General features: G+C 35.1%; 13 protein-coding genes. 10 read left to right on the top strand and 3 right to left on the bottom strand.

The genetic code is table 11. The features are described 5' to 3' along the window. The first annotated feature begins 7 nt into the window (after positions 1–7). The 8 genes from IEV85_RS20035 (at position 8) to IEV85_RS20000 (ending at position 11471) form a co-directional block, all read left to right on the top strand. Positions 8–1201 carry an NADH:ubiquinone reductase (Na(+)-transporting) subunit B gene (locus tag IEV85_RS20035; protein WP_188466891.1) on the top strand — a complete coding sequence of 398 codons (1194 nt, stop codon included), beginning with the start codon at positions 8–10 and terminating at the stop codon, positions 1199–1201. Beyond that, positions 1188–1934, top strand: coding sequence for an NADH:ubiquinone reductase (Na(+)-transporting) subunit C (gene nqrC, locus IEV85_RS20030; RefSeq protein ID WP_188466889.1), 747 nt, complete (start codon positions 1188–1190; stop codon positions 1932–1934). Before IEV85_RS20035 ends, nqrC begins: the two co-directional genes overlap by 14 nt. Before the next feature lie 18 nt (positions 1935–1952). Next, positions 1953–2639, top strand: a complete 687-nt coding sequence (locus tag IEV85_RS20025; protein ID WP_188466887.1) for an NADH:ubiquinone reductase (Na(+)-transporting) subunit D — start codon at positions 1953–1955, stop codon at positions 2637–2639. Positions 2640–2658: 19 nt separating this feature from the next. Further along, positions 2659–3279, top strand: coding sequence for an NADH:ubiquinone reductase (Na(+)-transporting) subunit E (nqrE, locus tag IEV85_RS20020; protein ID WP_188466885.1), 621 nt, complete (start codon positions 2659–2661; stop codon positions 3277–3279). Positions 3280–3368: 89 nt separating this feature from the next. Further along, positions 3369–3935: a DUF502 domain-containing protein gene (locus IEV85_RS20015; RefSeq protein WP_188466883.1), complete on the top strand. Its 567-nt coding sequence runs from the start codon at positions 3369–3371 to the stop codon at positions 3933–3935. Positions 3936–4288: 353 nt separating this feature from the next. Then, the gene (locus IEV85_RS20010) at positions 4289–7525 is read left to right on the top strand and encodes a UvrD-helicase domain-containing protein (RefSeq protein ID WP_188466881.1); all 3237 of its coding nucleotides are present in this window, start codon (positions 4289–4291) and stop codon (positions 7523–7525) included. A 68-nt stretch (positions 7526–7593) separates the two neighbouring features. After that, positions 7594–10416 carry a PD-(D/E)XK nuclease family protein gene (locus IEV85_RS20005; protein WP_188466879.1) on the top strand — a complete coding sequence of 941 codons (2823 nt, stop codon included), beginning with the start codon at positions 7594–7596 and terminating at the stop codon, positions 10414–10416. 284 nt (positions 10417–10700) lie between these two features. Beyond that, positions 10701–11471 (top strand): hypothetical protein, encoded by a 771-nt coding sequence (locus IEV85_RS20000; RefSeq protein WP_188466877.1) that lies wholly within the window; start codon positions 10701–10703, stop codon positions 11469–11471. A 33-nt stretch (positions 11472–11504) separates the two neighbouring features. Here IEV85_RS20000 and IEV85_RS19995 read toward each other — a convergent pair whose 3' ends face one another. From IEV85_RS19995 to IEV85_RS19985, 3 genes are all read right to left on the bottom strand, one after another. Continuing rightward, positions 11505–12398 (bottom strand): DUF72 domain-containing protein, encoded by an 894-nt coding sequence (locus IEV85_RS19995; protein ID WP_188466875.1) that lies wholly within the window; start codon positions 12396–12398, stop codon positions 11505–11507. Positions 12399–12578: 180 nt separating this feature from the next. Next, positions 12579–13865: a TonB family protein gene (locus IEV85_RS19990; protein ID WP_188466872.1), complete on the bottom strand. Its 1287-nt coding sequence runs from the start codon at positions 13863–13865 to the stop codon at positions 12579–12581. Between the two features lie 46 nt (positions 13866–13911). After that, the gene (locus IEV85_RS19985) at positions 13912–14490 is read right to left on the bottom strand and encodes an RNA polymerase sigma factor (RefSeq protein WP_188466870.1); all 579 of its coding nucleotides are present in this window, start codon (positions 14488–14490) and stop codon (positions 13912–13914) included. Between the two features lie 151 nt (positions 14491–14641). Here IEV85_RS19985 and IEV85_RS19980 point away from each other — a divergent pair, with 151 nt between their 5' ends. Beyond that, a complete protein-coding gene (locus IEV85_RS19980) occupies positions 14642–16516 on the top strand; it encodes a vWA domain-containing protein (protein WP_188466868.1) in 1875 nt (624 codons plus the stop codon). 127 nt (positions 16517–16643) lie between these two features. Continuing rightward, on the top strand, positions 16644–17408 hold the full coding sequence (locus IEV85_RS19975; RefSeq protein ID WP_188466865.1) for a hypothetical protein: 765 nt from the start codon (positions 16644–16646) through the stop codon (positions 17406–17408). The last annotated feature ends 132 nt before the right edge of the window (positions 17409–17540 follow it).

Here is a 17540-nt window from a genome sequence, read left to right as displayed (position 1 = left end):
ATATAATATGAATCCAATACAGAAATTCTTCGACAAAATTGAACCTCTTTTTGAAAAAGGGGGGAAATACGAGAAATATTATACGCTTTACGAAGGACACAGAACAATTTTATTCAGACCAAAATTAGTTACTGCTCAAAAAGGTGTTCAGATTCGTGATGCCAACGATCTGAAGAGAACGATGATTACTGTAGTAATCGCAATGATTCCTTGTTTACTATTTGGAATATGGAATATAGGTCATCAGCACTTTTTAGCAATAGGTGAAACAGCTACTTTCATGCAAAAAGTAGGTATTGGAGCCATGCAGGCTTTACCTATTATAATAGTATCTTATGCAGTAGGTTTGGGAACTGAATTTGCAATATGCGTAATTAGAAATCACCCTGTTAATGAAGGTTACCTTGTAACTGGAATGCTGATTGCTTTAATTATGCCTCCGTACATTCCGCTTTGGCAAGTAGCGCTCGCAACTGTTTTCGCTGTAATTATAGCCAAAGAGGTTTTTGGTGGTACAGGGATGAATATTTTGAACATTGCCTTAACTGCAAGAGCTTTCTTATACTTTGCTTATCCAACTGATATTTCTGGTGCTGTCTGGACTTATTTGGGAGATGCAACACCTGTTGACGGATATACTGGAGCAACTGCTTTAGCGGTAGCTTATGATACTGGTTTAAATGGAGCAGGTACAGTTTTAGAAGCTTTTTCAAATTATTGGGCTGAAGGTATGTATACTTTCCAAAATATGTTTTTAGGAGCTATTCCCGGTTCTATTGGTGAAACTTCTACTTTATGTGTTTTGGTAGGTGCATTAATTTTAATAATTACCGGAGTAGGAAGCTGGAAAATTATATTAAGTGTATTTGCAGGGGCCTGGTTAATGGGCTTAGGGTTTAATGCAATAGGTTACAATGCCTTTATGGATATGCCTGCGCATTATCACCTTGTAATAGGAGGTTTGGCTTTTGGTGCAGTATTTATGGCAACTGATCCAGTATCAGCTGCACATACTGAAACCGGAAAGTGGATTTACGGTATACTAATAGGAGTGCTTACTGTAATTATAAGAGTATTTAACCCGGCTTATCCTGAAGGAATTATGCTGGCAATTCTTTTAATGAATGTGTTTGCTCCATTAATCGATCATTATGTTGTTCAATCTAATAAAAACAGGAGGTTAAAACGTGCGACAGTCTAATTTATATGTAATTTTATTTTCCGTTATACTCACAGTAGTATTAGGCGGATTACTGGCAGCTACATCACAAGGTTTAGCTCCTTTTCAGAAAAAATCAGTAGAGCTGGATACTAAGAAGCAAATCTTAGGAGCGGTTATGACTTTGGATGATGATGCAGATATTCTTGCTGTTTACGATGAAGTTATTGAATCTGAAGTTGTAGATTATCAGGGAAATGTAATCACAAAAGATGAAGAAGGAGAACCTTTAATAGCAGAGAATGTTAGTATTGAAAAGCAATACAAGCTTGATCCTAAAGATAGACTTTATCCTGTGTTTAAATTCATGGGAGAAAATGGTGGAGAGACTGTAGAATCTTATATCTTACCAGTATACGGAAGTGGATTATGGGATAGCATCTGGGGTTTTGTAGCTTTGGATACTGAAGGAAAGCAGATTAAAGGAGCTGTTTTCTCTCATGCCGGTGAAACTCCGGGTTTAGGAGCTAGAATAACAGAACCTGAAGTTCAGGCTAGATATAAAGGTAAAGAACTTTATAATGAACAGGGTGAACTTGTATCTGTTGAGATGCTAAAAGGAGAGAATAATCCTGAGAGCAAATTGGACGCACACCATGTTGATGGTATGTCCGGTGCAACAATTACAGGGGATGGAGTAGATGCGATGTTAAAAAAATACTTCAGCTATTACCAGCCTTATTTTGAGAAGCAAGGCCCAACAGCCACTCTTTAATATTTAGATTTTATTATTATGAGTACAGAAACTGTAGAAAAAGAAGTTAAAAAAGAATCGGAAGCTCTTTTATCTAAAAGAAGAAGAGGCTTAATAAATGATCCTTTAAGTGACGACAACCCAATTACTATTCAGGTACTGGGAATATGTTCCGCATTAGCCGTAACAACTCAAATGAAACCTACATTGGTGATGTCAATAGCCGTGATCTTTGTGGTAGTTTTCGCTAACCTTTCAATTTCCTTAATGCGAAAGTTGATACCTGGTAGGGTAAGGATTATTGTTCAATTGGCTGTAATCGCAACTTTGGTAACATTAGTGAACGAAGTGCTTAAAGCTTTTGCATTTGATATGTATAAGGAATTAAGTGTATTTGTTGGTTTGATTATTACCAACTGTATTGTAATGGGGCGTTTGGAAGCATATGCCATGGGTAATAAACCTTATGATTCTATTCTTGATGGATTAGGAAACGGTTTAGGATATGCATGGATTATTTTGGCAGTTGCATTCTTCAGAGAATTGTTTGGTTCAGGTGCCATCTTTGGTTACAAAGTATTTGAAGCTATTGGATTCTCTTCTGAAGGATGGGTTGGCTTTGATTATCAGGCAAATGGTATTATGGTGACTCCTGTAGGAGCATTTTTTATACTTGGTCTTATTATCTGGGTACAGCGTACTAAAACTGGCTACGTAGAACATTAATCGCTAAAAGAATAACAAAATGGAATTAATAAATCTCGGAATAAAATCAATTTTTATTGAGAACATGGTTTTTGCCTATTTCTTAGGTATGTGTTCTTTCTTAGCGGTTTCTAAAAAAGTAAGCACAGCCTTTGGACTTGGCCTGGCCGTAGTTTTTGTATTAACAATTACTGTACCTGTAAACTGGCTATTACAAGAGAAAGTGCTTAACCAGGGGGCATTAACCTGGATTAACTCTGAAAGTGAGACATTGAAAAACTTAGATCTTAGCTTTCTTAGCTTTATCATGTTTATTGCAGTAATTGCTTCAATGGTTCAGTTGGTAGAAATGGTTATTGAGAAGGTTTCTCCTGCTCTTTATGGATCATTAGGTATATTTTTACCACTTATTGCTGTAAACTGTGCTATTTTGGGCTCGTCTTTATTTATGGCCCAAAGAGAGTATAGCCTGGCAGAAGCTGGTGTTTATGGATTTTCCTCAGGAATTGGTTGGTTTTTAGCTATTATTGCATTGGCCGCCATTCGTGAAAGATTAAAATATTCAAATGTTCCTGATGGATTAAAAGGCTTAGGAATTACAATGCTTATAACAGGGTTAATGGGTATTGCCTTTATGTCTTTCATGGGGATTTCAATTTAATTAGAATTTAATTGATATTTGAAGCCTTGATGCATTGCATCAGGGCTTTTTTCGTTTAATAGTTGTGAGTTTTATTTTGAATATTTGATATGAAGAATTCTGCCTTTAATAAGATACTATCTTATTTCTTTCGAGGAATATTATTTGTTGCACCTATTGCTTTTACGATTATGGTGTTTCAAGCTGTTTTCGTCTGGCTGGATGGTCTTTTACCCTTTAATATTCCCGGTTTGGGGGTAATAATCCTCATTACAGGAATTGTTGGGATTGGTTATTTAGCTTCCACCTATTTTATGAAGCCTTTTATTGAACTCTTCGATCAGTTTATCAATAAAATTCCTTTGCTAAGTTTAATATATAATTCTATTAAGGATTTGATAGGTGCCTTTGTAGGAGAGAAGAGAAAATTCAATAAACCTGTAATGGTTCAATTTGATACTTTGGGTAAAATTCTCAAACCTGGGTTTATTACGCAGGATGATCTTGAAAAGTTAAAATTACCAGGCCATTGTTCTGTATATCTTCCGCATTCCTACAATTTTTCAGGTAATATTTTAATTGTTTCCAATGACTTGATAAAACCTTGGGAGATCAATGGAACTACCGCTATGAAATTCATTGTGTCTGGTGGGGTTACTGGTATGGATGAGATGTAAGTTTTTTTTAGTATGTACTCTAATTTAGTGGTGTTATTCTGTGATTATTGAATTTATTTATTTTTTAGTTGAATTTTAAGATGTTTTTTAAATAATTTGTTTGTTTTTAGTTATTTGTATGGATGTATGATATTATATTTGAAGTAAATAATTTTATATGAATAATCTATTGAAATTAAAGTTCAGGAAACCTCTACTTTTTAGCTTTTATACTTCAGCAAGAACAAGAGAGGAAAAGATTTCTTTTACTATTATTGGTTTGCAGTGTTTGCTTGCCTCTGGAGTAATATTATACCATATATTTTAATTAACCCCTTCTTTTTATTTACCTAAGGAATAAGTAATTTCCCTACATGGTAGATAATCTATTCACTGTATATAAATCATCCGCTGGCTCTGGAAAAACATTTACTCTCACCCGGGAGTATCTTAAATTAGCTTTAAAGCATCCTGAGCAATATAAAAAAATTCTTGCTGTAACTTTTACTAATAAAGCTACGCAAGAAATGAAAGAGCGTATTATACAAAATCTATTTCAGTTCAGTACAGGAAATACTGTAGGAATGGGAGAACAATTACAAGAGCTTCTTAATCTTGATTCTTCACAATTAATATCATCTTCTAAGCGCCTGCTCCAGGCTATACTTCATAATTACAGTAGATTTTCGGTTCAAACTATCGACCGTTTTTTCCAGAATGTGATGCGCTCTTTTGCAAGAGAACTAAGTTTACAGGGAGATGGTGAATTGCTTTTAAATACCGATGAGGTGAGAAATGCTGTAGTTGATTTGATGATGGAAGATTTGAGCATTAATCAACCTCTTAGGGATTGGTTGCTGGAGTTTTCTATTGAAAAACTTGAACAAAAAGGCAGGTGGGATATCCGTAAGGAAGTGCTTTCTTTTACCAGGGAACTAATGTCAGATGAATTCAAGGTAAAAGAGGAAGCTTTGGGTAAGTCCATCAATGATTACGGAAAGCTGAAAGCCTTTAAAGCACGGATGTATGGCATAACACAGTGTTTTGAGGATGATTTAGATAAGATGGGTAAAGAAGCTGTTGAGCTTATTAAAAGCAGAGGATTATCTCTTGCTGATTTCAGTGGCGGAGCTTCCCGATCTGCTCCTAATTTTTTTCTTAAAATACAAAAAGATAGAAAAGAGTTCGACTTTGAGAAGCTCTACAATAAAACCGTTCAGAAAGTTATTGAATCTGGAGGCGAATCTTTGGCTACCAAAACCTCTAAGCAAAAGGATGTTATCTTTCAATTAGCAAATGACGGCTTACTCAATTACTTTCAGAAGGTAGCTGATTACATCATTCTTAACCAGAAAGAATATATCTCTGCCATTCAGATTTTAAGAAATATATACCTGCTGGGCATTAGCTGGCATTTTAATGAGCGAATGCAAAATTATAAGCAGGAAGAGGGTATTCAGTTTCTTTCCGATACTACTCAATTTTTAAATGAAATTATTGGTACCGATCCCTCAGAAAGTCCATTTGTTTATGAAAAAATGGGTAGCTTCTACGATCATTTTCTAATGGATGAGTTTCAGGATACATCCACTATGCAGTGGCAGAATTTCAAGCCTTTAATAGCTAATTCCTTAGCAGAGGGTAAAGAGAATTTAGTAGTTGGGGATATCAAACAATCTATATACAGGTGGCGTGGTGGTGATTGGAGATTGTTGTTGAAAGGCCTGCAGGAAGATATCCCTTCACATTTTTATCATGAGAAGGCACTTGTTCAAAATTACAGGAGTAAGCCTCATGTTATTAGCTTTAATAATGATTTATTTAAGCACTTGCCTGAAATAGTTTATCAATATGCATTAAATAGGAACTCGAATGCCTTTACTGCGGATGTTGAGAAATACCTGGAAGACATTTCAATGGCTTACACTGATGTTGTTCAGAAGCAAAAAGTCAATTATGACTATCAAGGAGTAGTTAAGGTCAATTTTTTTGAAGATGAAGAACAAGATGAGGAAAAAGTATCCTGGAGAAGATATGCGCTCGAACGGTTTGTAGCTGACCTCGAGAAATTGCAGGATGAAGGCCTTAAATTAGGTGATGTGGGTATTCTGATTAGGTCTAGAAAAGAAGGAATAGAAATTCAGGATTTTTTAGAACGCTATATTATTGAAAAGCCTGAAAAAGCATTGAAGTATCAGTATAATATTATCTCTGATGAAACATTGCTTTTAAATCATGCACACATTGTTAATTTTTTACTTAACTGCTTTAGGTATTTGTATGATGAAAATAATATTTCACTTGCCCAAATTAAGCTTTATTATCAAAGAATAGTAGCAAACGCTGATTTACCTATTCATGAAATAGTTAAAGTTGAAAGTGACGAAAAGTATCTGCCTGAAAAGTTCTTACTCCATAAGGAACAGTTACTAAGCCTGAACCTTCTTGAAATGAGTGAGCAGCTGATACAATTATTTGCTTTGAAAGAAATTGAGCAGGAGAAAGCTTACCTTTCCGCATTTCAGGATGTATTATTAGATTTTGGTAACAAAGGAGGAATTCCGGATTTCCTGGAGTGGTGGGAGCAGAACCAGCATTCATATGCCATTAAATTACAAGCGGGAGAAGATGCTGCCAGAATGATGACTATTCATAAAGCAAAAGGGCTTGAATTTAAAATATGTATGATTCCTTTATTAGACTGGTCTATTACACATATACCAACTATGGCTCCTACATTATGGGTAGATACGCAAAACACCCCGTTTGCTGAAATCCCTTTTTTGCCTTTAAGGCATTCTTCTTCACTCAAAAACTCAGTTTTTGCTTTGGATTATTGGCAGGAAGAAGTGAAAAGCTTCCTTGATAATTTAAATCTATTGTATGTAGCATTTACCAGAGCAGGCGATGCGCTATTGGTAAATACAAGAGGAAATGCCGGAGCCAGCTATGTTTCTACTCTTTTAAAAACTTATGCGGAGCAGCATGAAAGTGCGTGGGATCATGAAAATCAATCATTTCAGATGGGAGATTTAAACGATTTTAAAAAAATGGCTCGGGCTACTGAGACTAAAGTAAGTACTTTGTCTACCGTTGGTTTACATTATTATGAAAGCCATACCTGGCAAAATAAATTAACTATAAAGCAAAACAATATTCTTAAAGCTGAAGATGAGGGTCTGTCGAAAACAGATATAGGTATTCAGGTGCATAATGTATTTTCCAAACTAACAAAGTTAGATAACCTGCCAGTGTTGCTGAAGAAATTGGAAGCAGAAGGAAGTTTGAATACAGACGATTATCAGAAAGTTGTTCAACTTGTGGAAGGTAACCTTCAGGCTAAGAGCCCTCTTATACAGTGGTTTTCAAATGACTGGGAGGTGAAAACAGAGGTACCTGTGCTTTTACCAGATGGATCTTTAATTCGCTTGGATAGAGTACTGTTAAAGGAAAAAGAGGCCCGTATTCTGGATTTTAAAACAGGTATGAAAGATGTGAAAGATGAAAGGCAGGTGAGTTTTTATAAAAAAAGTTTGAAAAATATGGGATACAGCAAAGTTACAGCACATATTGCATACCTCAACCCTCTGGAAATAATAGAAATAAATTAATTTAAAAATACAGGGTACACAGCTTAATGCTGTTTTATTAAATTGAGTATGCCTATTAAAAAAATATAATGGCCGACACATTTCTAGAAGAGATTGCAAAAAAAATATATGGAGAACTGGGAGAAGAAATTGCTTCATGGCAGGTAATTTTCCCCAACAGAAGAGCAGGCTTATTTTTCAATAGAGCCCTAAGGAAAATGATAAGTAAGCCTATTTGGGCTCCTGAGGTAATGGCTATTGAAGATTTTGTTAAGCAACAAAGCGACTTTGTTGTTCCGGATCAACTAAGCTTAGTATTCTCTTTGCATGAAGTGTTTCAGAAACATTCTCCTTTTAAAGAAAATTTTGAGCAGTTTTATTTCTGGGGTGATTTATTAGTAAAGGACTTTAATGATGTTGACCATTACTTAACTGATGCCAGGCCACTGTTCTCAAATCTTTCGGAATGGAAACAACTGGCTAACACCGACTTCCTTCTGCCTGAACAAATCACATTGATTGAGAGGTTCTGGAAAAGTTTTGAAGCCAAACCGAAGGAGGCCCAGGAAAAATTCAGAAGAAATTGGGATATTTTATTTCCTGTCTATAAAGATTTTAAAGCAAAGTTGGAAGCTGAAGGCAAAGCATATAATGGAATGCTTTACCGGGAATTTACAGATCAATTAAGGACAGGTAAGCTTGAAATTACCGGTAAATTAATATTTGCTGGTTTTAATGCGCTCACAAAAGCGGAAGAATTTATTATTTCGGAAGCTGTTAAAAGAGGAGCCAAAGTATTTTGGGATATGGATACCTATTATGCAGAACCCAATGAAATAGCTCAGGAGGCAGGTAATTTTTTTAGGGAATATGCAAAGCATACCGTTTTAAGTAAAACTTTTCCGCATGAAATTCCTTCAAGAATTATTGATGAAACCCCTGAGATAAAAGTTACAGAGGTAAAAGGAAATATAGCACAGGCTAAATTTTTAGGACAACTTTTAAATGAAGTGGATTTATCATCTCCTGAAAAGACAGCTATTATATTGGGAGATGAAAGCTTGCTTTTTCCGGTACTATACGCTCTTCCTGAAAAAATAAGCAAAATCAATGTGACTATGGGGTATCCTTTGAGATTTGCTTCTATTTATCAGTTGATGAATGCCTGTCTTTACCTTCAAAAAAATAGCAGAGCAGAAAAGTCAATGCTGAGCTTTAATCACAGGGATGTTCTTAAAGTTTTAAAACATCCGTTTGTGGGCAATTTAATGGGAGAGGCTGCCCCATTAACTATTAATAAAATAGAAACGCAGAATATTATTCGTGTGACGCAATTGGATTTAGAATCGCCTGAGCATCCATTAAGTCAACTCATTTTTAAAGATGCCTCGGATAATTTTTTTACTTACCTCAAACAAATTTTGCAATTTGTACATGAAGAAAAGCTTGATGCAACAGAACAGGAGTTTATTGCTGAGATTTTTAAACATATCAGTCAACTGGAAAAAATCATCGATCAGTTTAAATTAGTTCTAGATGTTAATGCATTTATTCGACTTTTTAACAGGATAATGCAATCTCTCAGAGTGCCTTTTTCAGGTGAGCCACTTGAAGGGCTTCAAATTATGGGGGTGTTGGAGTCACGGAATCTCGATTTTGAGAACGTTTATTTTCTGAGTATGAGTGAGGATAATTTTCCAGGTTCAGCTAACTCTCAATCTTTCATACCTTATAATATCAGGAAGGCATATGGTTTACCAACATTGGAACAACGTGATGCTATTTATGCTTACTTGTTTTATCGCCTATTGCAACGTAGCAAAAAGCTGCATTTAATGTATAATAGTGACAACAGCGGGGGGAAAGGCGGTGAACCTAGCAGGTATTTATTGCAACTGCAGTATGAATTAGGACTTTCATCTGATAAATTCCAATTGCAAGTACTCAATCAAAACCCTCAGGCTGTACGCGCTTTACCAATTACTATAGAAAAGGATGACAAAATCCAGGCAATTTTAAGGCAATACTGTGAGCCCGGTAAAAGAAAACTTTCGGCATCAGCACTTAAAACCTATTTGAATTGCAGGCTTCAGTTTTACTTCCGATACATTGCTGGTTTAAAAGAAAAGGAAGAAGTTAGTGAAGAGTTAGATGCGGCTGATTTTGGAAATATTCTTCATCATGTCATGGAAGACCTCTATAAGCCAGTGTTAGGAGAGGAATTAACAGCAGATAAGATTTTAAGCTTCAAAAAGAAATCTATGGCTTTAATTGAAGAGGAGTTTCAGAAATTATACGGAAGGGAAGGAGAGAAATTTGAATTTGAGGGCCGCAATATTATTATTAGAGATGTTGTAAAGCGAATGGTAGATCAAATTTTGGATTATGATGCTACGCTGGGCCCCATTACTATATTAGAAGTAGAAGAAGATGGTAAATACGTAGTAGAGTTCCCTCTGAATGGACAATTATCGGTATTTTTATATGGAACAATAGATCGATTGGACCAATTGGGTGATAAAATCAGAGTAATAGACTATAAATCCGGAGGCGATGAGGTGAAATTTCCTGACGTGCCTAGCTTATTTGATCGTGATCATCCGAGAAGAAATGGAGCGGCTATGCAAACCCTGATGTATGCTTATTTATTTTTGAAAAAGTCAGGATTATCCCGGGGAAAAGTACTTACGCCTGGACTTTATAACGGAAAAGGCTTGTTTACTGCTAATTTTTCAGAAACATTGAAGATGGGTAAAGATGAATTAACAAATGCTTTGCCTTTGATGGATGAATTTGAAACTGGTTTGCAGCATATGCTTTCAGAGATTTTCGTGAGCGACCAGCCCTTTGACCAAACAGATAAACTGGAAAATTGTCAGTATTGTGAATTCAAAACTATTTGTAACAGGTAGTTTATGCTGCAAATTGAATACTTCTTGCAAAGTAGCAGAATATGATGGGGATTACCTTCGCGGCTTTCAAGCATTATTTTATAAAGCTTTTGGGGATATTTATATAAAACATGTTACTGATTTTTAAAATAATTAAAGAACTAATTCTGTTCTAATTAGCTTGTGATTGAGTTAATTCTCTTATATTGAGGAAGGTAAAGTGGTTAAAATGCTTGTTGAGACTAGGTGTTAATTGAAAAATAAGATGTTTTACTTACTTTTGTTATAAAATAATTAAGTTCAGAATGAATTATATTGCGCTTTCAAGGTATTTAATAGTAAGTAGCTTGTCTATTATATTGCTTGTTTCTTGTGGTGAAGATGAAAATGAAGTAGGAAATCCTGAAGAAAATGAAACCCCCATCGTTGCTTTAGTTTTTAGTGCTCAAAATCCTCCTATAAATATTCCTGCGGCACTGTCAAGTTCTCAAAATGATCATGCCATAGCAATTACTGGTTTTCTTCGGCAGGCAAATGGAATCACTTCCTATGCAACATATTTTAATGTTCCTGATGATGCTCAGGTAAGCCATACACCTGTTCATGGATCAGAAAATAATATATCGGCAGCAAATGATGTAACAGTTTATACCTGGACATACAATAATGGCAACCAGTTTGTTACTACCGCTTATCAAATAGTAAATACCGGGGATGATTATTTGTACGAGATCTTTTTTGATTTTGGGGAAGAAGAGGGGTTAGTTAAAACTTTAGAAGGTAAAGAAAGCATTACCGATACCAAAAATGGTGAATTAAGCTTCAAAGGATTTAATGAGTTTGATACTGAACTAAATTATGAATGGGCAGAATCAGACCTCAGGGTATTGAATTTCAAATTATTCGGGTTTTACAACACAATTGAAATCACAAAAAATCCTGATAATTCAGGTGCTCTTAATATTTATTCGCAAGGGTTTAAAAATGCTGATTATACCTGGAATGCTTCTGGTACATCAGGTACCTATACCAATTACGATGCTCAAGGTAATCAAGTGGATTCAGGCACCTGGTAATTGTATGCTCAAATTTGATATACCTATTTGTAATCAATATTTTTTGCCGCTGAATAAATCTTCTGGTAGGGTAGGCGGAATTAATTCACTTCCCACAGCTTTGTTCAAATTTTCTATAAAATAAGCGGATAAATAAGGTGAAGCTTTCTCTAAGTTCTGGTGAACAAAGAAGTAAAGCTTTTGCAAGCCTTGGGTTTTCCATTCTTTGATTCTCTCTATCCAATCATCCAGCCTTTGATAATCACTCTCATGGTTGGCACCTACATAACGAACAAAAGCTACCGGAGAGGTAAGTCTCATGTGCAGTAAATCTCTTCTTCCGGCAGTGTCAGCTATAATGTTAGCGACATTATAATACTCAAATAGATCATATACCCATTCCGCTTGTCCTTCCTCATTAAACCAGGCAGTATTCCGGAGCTCTACTGCTAAAGGGAGATCCGCATGCCAAAGCTTAAGAAACTCTTCCAGTCTGTCCTTATTTTTAGGGCCGAAATTATCATGTAGCTGAAGAAATGCCATGCCTAGTTTTTTATCAAAACTTCTGATGTTAGTGCAGAATTCCTCCAATGGCATTTCTATTTCATTAAGCCTTTTTATATGGCTGATATAGTTATTTACTTTCGGAAAGAACCGGAAATCCACAGGTACTTTCTCAGTCCACTTTTGAATTTGGTCGGATCCGTAATTATTGTAAAACGTTGCATTAAGCTCAATAGAGTTAAACTGCTGGCTATAATAGGCCAATTCATCTTTAGTGCCTCTGGGGTAAAAAGCTTTTAAATCCTGCTTATTCCATTTAGCACAGCCCACATAGATTTCATCCAGGCTTCCTCCCTTCTCTTTTAATACTTTTTCTGTGTCCGGGTGATCTTTAGGAAGAGTAAAGTCAACTAATTCAGGGTTTTCTACACTGCCAAATTTCATAAGCGGTTATTTTTTGAATTAAAAGCCAGTGGGGCTTTCTAAATATATTTTGCGATACTAAAAATAAATTAATTAAAACAAAAGGCCTTCAATTTATCCTAATTAGATTTTATGAGAACGAGGAGGTTTTATAAAAGATTTTACCAAAAGAAGATATATGGATTTTATAACTAAAAAAGATCATAGCTTAAATTTTATCCTGATTCTTTTAGTTGATTCAACAGATTGCTCACCTCTTTTGGCAGGTAGCCATTTTGGACCTTCTTCAATCAACCTGATAGCTTCTTTGTCGAATTCCTCCCCAAGACTTTTAGTTACTTCTATATTTTTAATAGAGCCAGTACTACTTATAAAAACCTTCAGTACTACTTTGCCTTCCATTTTATTTTCTTTTGCTTCCTTTGGGTACTGAAGGTTCTCTTCTATATAATCGTTGAAACTCGAAAAGCCACCTACAGGACTTGCTGCCTGATAGGTATCATCAGTTTGCTTTTGTGTGCTATATCCTGTAACCACCACTTCACTTAATTGAGCTACATCGCTATAGAGCTCAATTTCAATTTCTGATTTTCCTCCAACAGCAATTTCTTCTTTCTCCATTCCAATAAATGTGGCTACAAGAATATCTTCCGGACCTGCAGTTATTTCAAAGTTTCCTTCCAGGTCAGAATTCACTCCAATAGATTTATTTTTAACAAAAATATTTACTCCTGGTAAGCCTTCCCCTGTTTCGGCATCCAATACCTTTCCTTTTATTACTATAGTTCCGTCAGATATTGCTTTTTTGGATCTCGCTTTTAAACTTGAAGTGATTATTTCAGCAGGTACAGGCTGATCTGGAGATATAATTTCATCTTCATTCCGTGTTTCTTTGTCTGTAGCAACACCGGCAACTTTTCCTTGAAGTTGTTCAGATATGTTTTCTTTCAAAATTAATTCCTTTGGCGCATCTTGCGCTAATAAAGAATTCTCAGGCTCTTTAGTAGCTAAAGTCTCCATTTCAGGTTTATCTTGCTCAGCCACTTTATTTTTTTCGTTTGTAGTATCGTTATTTGAAACCAATGGCTCTTCCTCTTTTATTTCTTCTTTTGCTTCAGCAATTGTTGGTGCAGGAGGTTTTAAACTTTCATCCTCGTCCAATAATCTGTCGTTATTTTGGAGGCTAATGGGTTTTATTTCTTCTTGCTGACTTATAAGTACTGTGCCAATAATTGTTGCCATTATAAGCAATGAGAAAACAGCTGCGTAGGGAAGCACTTTTCTCCATATCGGAACTATTTTTAAATCTTCTTCAGTTTTTTCTATGCGCTCTTTTAATCTCTTGTTCAGAAGTGCTAGATCATTAAGTGAAGAAGTTTGTTCTAAATATCCCTCCATGGCTTCAGCTTCAAAAGGGTTATCCAGCAGAAATTTTTCTACTTGATGTTGCTCTTCAGCCGATAGGCTTCCTGCTACATAAGCTTTCATTAGCTCTGGGTTTAGCTCTTTCAAAGGTTCAATATGGTTTTTGTTTTTATTCACTTTGATCCATACACAATTTTAAATTACGCTTGCCATTCTGGATATAGCTTTTTACTTTTTTCAAGTCAAAGGCAGTAATTTCCTGTATTTCAGTATAACTTTTCTTTTCAAGGTAAAACAATTCTACACAAAGCTTTTGTTCTGATTTCAATTTTGAGATACAGAGATTTAGCCTTTCTAAGTTATCTTCATGACGTATTCTGCCATCTTCATGATGCAATTGATGACTTGTTTCCATAAAATATTGGGGAATGTTATCAATATTTTCTGAAGTATGATTTTTTTGCTTTCTTAGTTCCATGAGGCAGTGATTTTTACTAAGCACGTATAACCAGCTTTTAAAATTTTCAACCTCAAATTTGGGGAGCTTAATAATGAGTTCTTCAAAAATTGCCATTACTGCGTCCTGCGATTGTTCCCGATTTTTAAAATATTTTAAACATACACCGTAAACAAGATGCATGTATGGAGCATACACCTTTCCCAGCAGGTTAAGATCATTAGTCTTCCTGAATTGCCTGATCAGCTCTTTTTCCTCATCTATATCTGTATTGTTACCGGCCAATTCCAAATTTTATAATGCTCTAAGATACTCTGTTATTTGGAAAATCTAAGTTATCATTAGCTTGATTACAAGCTTATCAAAAAAAAGCAAAAATTTTTATGGAATATCTAAAATGGTTGCATCCTACCTGCATATGTTCTACTTAAACTAAAATAACATGAAAAAATTAGCAGGAATTTTATTGTTTAGTCTATTGCTTATAAGTGCTTCAATAGCAAATGTACAGTCAGTTACAGTCACTGGAAAAGTCACTGATGCCAGTAGCGGAGAATCTTTACCTGGTGTAAATGTCCTTTTAAAAGGTTCCAATATTGGAGTGATGACAGATTTAAACGGCCTTTATTCCATTACTTTTAGTCATCAAGATGCAGTTTTAGTTTTCTCCTTTATTGGAATGCAAAAGCAAGAAATAAGTGTAGGAACCAAAAGAGTGATTGATGTACAAATGCAGACGGATGTTGCGCAGCTTTCTGAAGTAGTAGTAACTTCAGGCTTAAAAGGTAAAGTCAGTGGTATCACTTTTAAATCTAGATCAAAAAAAGAAGATGAGGTATCAGATATGACTTATGAGCTTATGTCAAATATCGTTTATCCTCAAGAACCTGTTAATACAGAAGAATATGAAGGAATAGATGAAAATACTTTTAAGGAAGCTACTAAAGACCCCTTATCCACTTTCTCTATAGATGTGGACGCAGCTTCATATGCTAACATTCGCAGATTCATTAATAATGGTCAAAAGCCACCCGCTGATGCTGTTAGAATTGAAGAAATGATTAATTATTTTGATTATGATTATGAGCAACCAAAAGGTAATGATCCTTTTTCTATCAATACAGAAGTTTCCAAAGCTCCATGGAATGAAAAGCATCAGTTAGTTCATATTGGATTGCAGGGAAAAATCATCCCTACAGAAAATTTACCTGCTTCTAACCTCGTGTTTTTAATAGATGTTTCTGGCTCTATGTCTGATCAAAATAAATTACCACTTTTAAAATCGGGGTTTAAATTATTGGTTGATCAACTAAGGCCACAAGACAAAGTTTCTATAGTAGTTTATGCTGGTGCAGCCGGATGTGTTTTACCTCCAACATCTGGAAGCGAAAAGAATAGAATAATAGAAGCTTTACAGAATTTACAGGCTGGAGGATCTACAGCTGGTGGCGCAGGGATAAATTTGGCTTATAAAATAGCGAAAGACAATTTTGTGAAGGAAGGAAATAACCGGATTATTCTGGCAACTGATGGCGATTTTAATGTAGGAGCAAGTAGCAACGATGCTATGGAGGACTTAATAGAAGAAAAGAGGAAAGAAGGTGTTTTTTTAACTGTATTGGGTTTTGGTATGGGTAACTACAAAGATTCTAAAATGGAAATTCTTGCCGATAAAGGGAATGGTAATTATGCTTATATAGATAATATGCTGGAAGCTAAAAAAGTATTGGTTAATGAATTTGGAGGAACTCTTTTTACCATTGCTAAAGATGTGAAAATACAAGTGGAATTTAATCCGGCCAACGTAACTGCTTATCGATTGATTGGTTATGAGAACAGGAAGCTTCAGGCAGAAGATTTTAATAATGATAAAAAAGATGCCGGTGAATTAGGTTCTGGTCATACTGTAACCGCTTTATACGAAATAATACCAAAGGGAGTAGAAAGTTACTTCAAACCTATTGATGAATTAAAGTATCAGAAAGATAAACCAGAGGAAGGTAGTAAAAAACAGTTTGGGAATGAATTGCTTACAGTGAAGTTCAGGTATAAAGCTCCGGATGGAGAAAAGAGTGAATTATTAACTAAAACTGTAGAAAATGAGGTGATGGCCATAAATAAAACATCAGATAATTTCAGATGGTCTGCTGCTGTAGCCACCTTCGGCATGATATTAAAAAACTCAGAATATCTTGAAAAAGGGGATTATCCTATGATTGTGAATCTGGCCAGAGGTGCCAGAGGAAAGGATGAAAATGGCTACAGAATTGAATTTATCAACTTAGTAGAGTCCGGTAGATTGTTGGCTAAGGATTAATAACTCAATTGTTAAAACTACAGTACATAAAATCCGCAGTGTTAAATCTGACTTGAATACTTGAATAATATTATTTATTGTTTTTATATTTATAAATTATTATTTTTGTATATAACTTAATTAAATCATGATGAAATTAAATTTTTTGAAATTCGCGTTGTATAGTTTTCTGGCTATTATAATGTTTGCTTGTAATAATGATGAAGAAGTTGCTCCTGAAGAAGCAGAACCCTCAGAGATTTTTGCTTTCGATATGCAAAATCCACCTATTGAGGTGCCATCTGCATTGCAGTCTTCTACTAATGAAAATGCTATGGTAATAAATACCTGGCTGACCAATGCAAATGCAATTGCTTCTTACGGTGCTTATTTCCAAGTGCCAGAAGGGGCTGTGTTTAGTACTACACCAATTTCTACTTCCGGAAGTAATAATAGAATAGCAAGTTCAGCTACTGTAAGAGTTTATACCTGGACTTATAGTGATGGAGCACAAACTTTTACAACTGCTTATCAGCTGACTGAAGATGCCAACGACTACATATTTGAGATTTTCTACGATTTTGGTGATGGTTTTTTCAAATTATTAGAGGGTAGAGAAAGCAAAGCAGAATTAATGAAAGGATCATTAAAATGGTTTGGTTTTATGGATAATGAAGAGCTTCTTAGCTATCAGTGGGAAGAGTCCTCAAATGGAGATTTTGAATTTAATATAATAATTGATTCATCTAAAATTCAGATAATAGCCAATGCAGATGGTTCTGGTGAGATTAACTCTTTCTCGGATAATGTGCTCAATGCTAATTATTCTTGGAATGCAGCCGGAACTTCTGGTACTTATACCCTTTACGATGAAGAGGGAAATATTGTAGAAACTTTTAACTGGACTGCCTAATTAATAATTAAATTGAAACATGAGGTTAAAGCATAATTGAAACCCTTCCTCAATAAATAGAAAAGGCTGAGCTTCAGGTTCAGCCTTTTCTATTTTAGAATCTTTATTTTTTAGTTTTTTAATTACAACACA

Origin of the sequence: Marivirga lumbricoides, assembly GCF_014636295.1 — a bacterium.
Lineage (GTDB): Bacteria > Bacteroidota > Bacteroidia > Cytophagales > Cyclobacteriaceae > Marivirga > Marivirga lumbricoides.
The sequence above is the reverse complement of the archived record's forward strand: the minus strand, read 5'-3'. Positions and strand labels throughout refer to the sequence as shown.